General features: G+C 44.9%; 5 protein-coding genes. 2 read left to right on the forward strand and 3 right to left on the reverse strand.

Annotated features, from left to right (window positions below; translation table 11 throughout):
* The first annotated feature begins 183 nt into the window (after positions 1-183).
* Entirely contained in the window at positions 184-636 is a 453-nt protein-coding gene (locus QZY09_RS05925; RefSeq protein ID WP_295669486.1) for a nuclear transport factor 2 family protein, read from the forward strand.
* Here QZY09_RS05925 and QZY09_RS05930 read toward each other — a convergent pair.
* The 3 genes from QZY09_RS05930 to QZY09_RS05940 all read right to left on the reverse strand — a co-directional run bounded on the left by QZY09_RS05930 (position 633) and on the right by QZY09_RS05940 (position 3,546).
* Entirely contained in the window at positions 633-884 is a 252-nt protein-coding gene (locus QZY09_RS05930; protein ID WP_295669488.1) for a hypothetical protein, read from the reverse strand. The two genes, QZY09_RS05925 and QZY09_RS05930, sit on opposite strands and share 4 nt — an antisense overlap.
* Before the next feature lie 63 nt (positions 885-947).
* Positions 948-1,439, reverse strand: a complete 492-nt coding sequence (locus tag QZY09_RS05935) for a hypothetical protein (RefSeq protein ID WP_295669491.1) — start codon at positions 1,437-1,439, stop codon at positions 948-950.
* A gap of 43 nt (positions 1,440-1,482) precedes the next feature.
* Positions 1,483-3,546, reverse strand: coding sequence for a penicillin acylase family protein (locus QZY09_RS05940; RefSeq protein ID WP_367119173.1), 2,064 nt, complete (start codon positions 3,544-3,546; stop codon positions 1,483-1,485).
* Here QZY09_RS05940 and QZY09_RS05945 point away from each other — a divergent pair.
* Complete coding sequence (locus QZY09_RS05945) at positions 3,517-3,651, forward strand: hypothetical protein (RefSeq protein ID WP_295669495.1); 135 nt, start codon at positions 3,517-3,519, stop codon at positions 3,649-3,651. The two genes, QZY09_RS05940 and QZY09_RS05945, sit on opposite strands and share 30 nt — an antisense overlap.
* The last annotated feature ends 122 nt before the right edge of the window (positions 3,652-3,773 follow it).

Here is a 3,773-nt window from a genome sequence, read left to right on the forward strand (position 1 = left end):
GTGAAAGGTGAAAGGTGAAAGGTGAAAGGTGAAAGGTGAAAGGTGAAAGGTGAAAGGTGAAAGGTGAAAGGTGAAAGGTGAAAGGTGAAAGGTGAAAGGTGAAAGGTGAAAGGTGAAAGGTGAAAGGTGAAACCTGCCTTACGGCAGGACAGGCTTAAGTGTAAAATTGGAAAACAAAAATTCATGTATTATAAAAGAGGAATTTTAACGGTGGCAATATCGCTGCTTTTTGTGTTTGCCGCTATCAGAGTGCAGGCACAGGCTACCAATGCAGATGCCGCCACGCAGCAAATTACGGCTGCTATGGACAGTTCGGCTGCAGCATGGAACAAGGGCGACCTGGAAAGTTTTTTGAACTTGTACGATCCATCAGCAACGATGATGATGCCATCCGGACCGGTAGGTTTGGACGCAATAAGGGTTTTGTATGTAAATAAATACTTTAGCGGCAAAATGCCCAAACAAAACCTGCGTTATTCAGATATGAAAGTGAGGTTATTGGGTGATAATTATGCCTTATTAACCGGGGCATTTACCTTGTATGGTAATAATTTACCTGATCGATCCGGACGGTATTCGCTGGTGATGATCCATACCAAATATGGCTGGAAGATCCTGCACGATCATTCGGGTTAACCTGCTGCCAGTACGTTTTCAGCTTCAGGCTCAGCATTTTCTTCGGCATGTTCAATTTCCAGGTTCCATCGCCGCACCTTATCCCAATGGTAAAGCAGGATGCCGATGAGCGTAAAATTCAAAACAGACAATGCAAAATTAATACCGTGCAGAAACGGGAGTTTTTGATGCGAAAGAAAGTTTGCATAAAATGCAGCAACGGCTAAAAGAACAGCATAACACAAAAGTATTTTCTTGAACTTTTTCATGTTAATAGGTTTAATGATGATGATCGGCAAATTATATTAAATAGATTATTAATGTACCAGGTATTATTCCAGGCCCAGGCTCTCTTTCTGTTTGATTTCAACAACGCCCATGGTCTGGTCGCGGTGAATGCGGATATTCACCATGTAAAAACTATTGGAATACAAATAAATGTTATCGGTTTCGTCAACACCCCGAAACAGCAGCTCCAGCCCATACCTTTTGGCCTGCCCAGCCATATTAATGATGTTTTGTACATCGGTTGAGGTATATTCAAGGGTGCGTAATACAGTTCCATTATAAAGTTTAACAAAGCTTCCGGCCGCAATTTTTTCAGCACCGGGTTTTGCACCAATACTGTTAAAATATTCCATCTGCTGCCCGTCAACATCTTCCAGGTAATCCTGTTTAAAGGCATTGCCTTGCTTAAGGGTGGCGTAAACGGCATCGTTGTTCAGGGTAGCCAGGTAAACCAGCTGGTCAAATTTGATGCTTTGCCCATACATTCTGGCGCTGCCTAAAAGCAATAAAGGTAAAAGGAACAGGTATTTTTTCATGGTCAAATTAATGGTTACTCAAATATACTATTTTGATCTTCACTCACATTCCCGGATGGTATGTTTTTGCGGCATGTTTCAACACCTCTTTTTTATAAAACCATACATCTTTAAACTTACCTTCAATATACATGCCAGCCTGATCTGTATAGTTTTTTGAAGTGGAATTGAATGATTCTCCGCCGGTTATGATGCTTTTTGCCTTAATTCGGGTACCAAATTCCACAGCTGCTATAAAACTATTGCCCGAATAGCCATACCGTTTTTGTGTATTCATGGTACGGCTAACAAATGATGGCAGCTGGCCAAACAGTGATGAAGTTTGCCCCACTGGCAGGCTTTGCTGGTTGTCGCTAAAAGTAACGCCGTCTGCAGGGCGCTGGTAACGGTTAATCTCGCCCCATGGCGTTTTCCAGGTTCCGTAGCGTTTGTTTAAATCAATAAGCGCCTGTTTTAAAATACCGGTGTAAATGCCTTGCGGCAGGGTGTTCACCATCTTGTTCACCCTTTCTGTCACGTAGGTACCTGCTTCAGCAGTGTTTACCGGGGGCATAGCGCGCATCATTAGTGTCCCCCACTCTACGGCTAGTGTGGTGGCGACTGAGTTGATGGCGGAACGCCTGTCCCATTGCTTCAGGATCGCAACAGGTTCGAGCAGTTGTTGTTTATCAGAATCAGGCGCCAGGTCATAGGCTTTAAACAGCGTGGGCAGTAACACATCAAATGCAGCCAGATAATGGTTGTACCCTTTGGCAATAAGGCCGTCAAGCGTAAGGTTTTTGGCATCCTTTAGTAAGTTAATGGCAGTTACTGCCCGGTAGTTTTGCCCGTCGGGCGCCATGTAGGCCGGGTACTTATTTTTATCGGGGCTGCTTTTACCTGAAGATGCATACGGGGTTGAATTACAATTCTGGATCCAGCCACTTTGTGGGTTATACACATGTACGGTTTCATCCACTTTATGCAGTCCCTGCCATTCGGTTGCCGGCGTGCTGCCGTCAACGGGGAGGGTCCAGTCGAGTTTCGGGTTGCGTTTCGGCATAAAATTGCCGTACCAAAATGCGATATTACCCTGGTCGTCGGCATAAACCGTATTATTAGTGCCGTTGGAAAGCAGGCCCATCGCTTTTTTATATTCAGCAAAAGTATTGGCCTTAGTAATGAGCCACGATTCGAGCAAAGCGTTGTACGACCGGTTATTGGCTTTCAGTGCCAGCCATTTGCCATCCCGGCTACCCAGTACCGGGCCGTGGTGGGTATAATAACCGGTAATTGTTTTTTCTTCGGTATGATCGCCTGTTTTAACTTTTAAAACCAGCTTACGTTCAGTAACCGGTTTTAATGCGCCGTTGTATTCGTAAAACCAATGGCCGTCTTTCTTTATCACCTTTTCGGCGTAAAGGTCGCCTACATCGGCGCTGCTGCTGGTGTGCATCCAGCCGCAATGCCGGTTAAAGCCCTGGTAAACAAAAAACTCCCCCCAGGTAACGGCGCCGTAAACATTAAGTCCTTCACCACTTACCATTTGCACCTCACTGCGGAAATAAAAAGGCACATGCGGATTAATATACAACAGCGCATGCCCCCTTGCCGAGCGCGAAGGCGCTATAGCGAAACCGTTGGAGCCAATCTCACGTTCATCCATTGCAGGTTTGTTAATGGCGCCCAGCTTTTCATCCCCGCTACCGTAAAAATTGCGGGTTTCCTCAAGCGTTAAGCCACCGGTAACCGTTGCAGATACGCTGCCATCCGTAAACATTAGCGCATACCATGGTTCAAAATGCCGTAAAACAGCAGGTTTAACCTCCGGATGCTTGTATAGATAATAGTTCACCCCGTCGGCAAAAGCATCCAATAGTTTACGAAATACGGGTTGTGCGGTTTGATAATCTTTTATCGCGTCAGCCGTATCAGCAATCATTTGCAGCTGGAGATCCGGGTATAAACTTTTATCGCCATCAACCTCGGTAAGCTTGCCCAGCTGGTACAAATAATTTTGTTCGATGCCCTTAAAATTGTCTTCGCATTCGGCATAAATCAGCCCAAAAACAGCGTCAGCATCGGTTTTACCATAAATATGAGGGATGCCCCAGTTATCGCGAATAATGGTAACCGCTTTGGCTTCGGCCTCAAATCGCTTTACGGCAGCGTTTGTGTTTTTTTGAGCGATGCCGGCAAAGGGCAGCAGGATGATTGTCTTGTCCTGAAATAGGTTTACACATTAGTAAACTACAGATGGAGCAAAAAATAGAATTAGCAATTCTTTATGATCGGAATGTAAAGAAGATAACTTACCGTACTTTAGCAGTAAAGTATGGCATAAGCCGTACTCAA

This window comes from uncultured Mucilaginibacter sp., from assembly GCF_903913935.1.
In the GTDB taxonomy this organism is placed as follows: domain Bacteria; phylum Bacteroidota; class Bacteroidia; order Sphingobacteriales; family Sphingobacteriaceae; genus Mucilaginibacter.

What these genes read in the sequence shown, in the direction of transcription:
- QZY09_RS05925 (WP_295669486.1), top strand. Translation starts at nt 184, where the DNA reads ATGTATTATAAAAGAGGAATTTTAACGGTGGCAATATCGCTGCTTTTT.
- QZY09_RS05930 (WP_295669488.1), bottom strand. Translation starts at nt 884, where the DNA reads ATGAAAAAGTTCAAGAAAATACTTTTGTGTTATGCTGTTCTTTTAGCC.
- QZY09_RS05935 (WP_295669491.1), bottom strand. Translation starts at nt 1,439, where the DNA reads ATGAAAAAATACCTGTTCCTTTTACCTTTATTGCTTTTAGGCAGCGCC.
- QZY09_RS05945 (WP_295669495.1), top strand. Translation starts at nt 3,517, where the DNA reads ATGAGGGATGCCCCAGTTATCGCGAATAATGGTAACCGCTTTGGCTTC.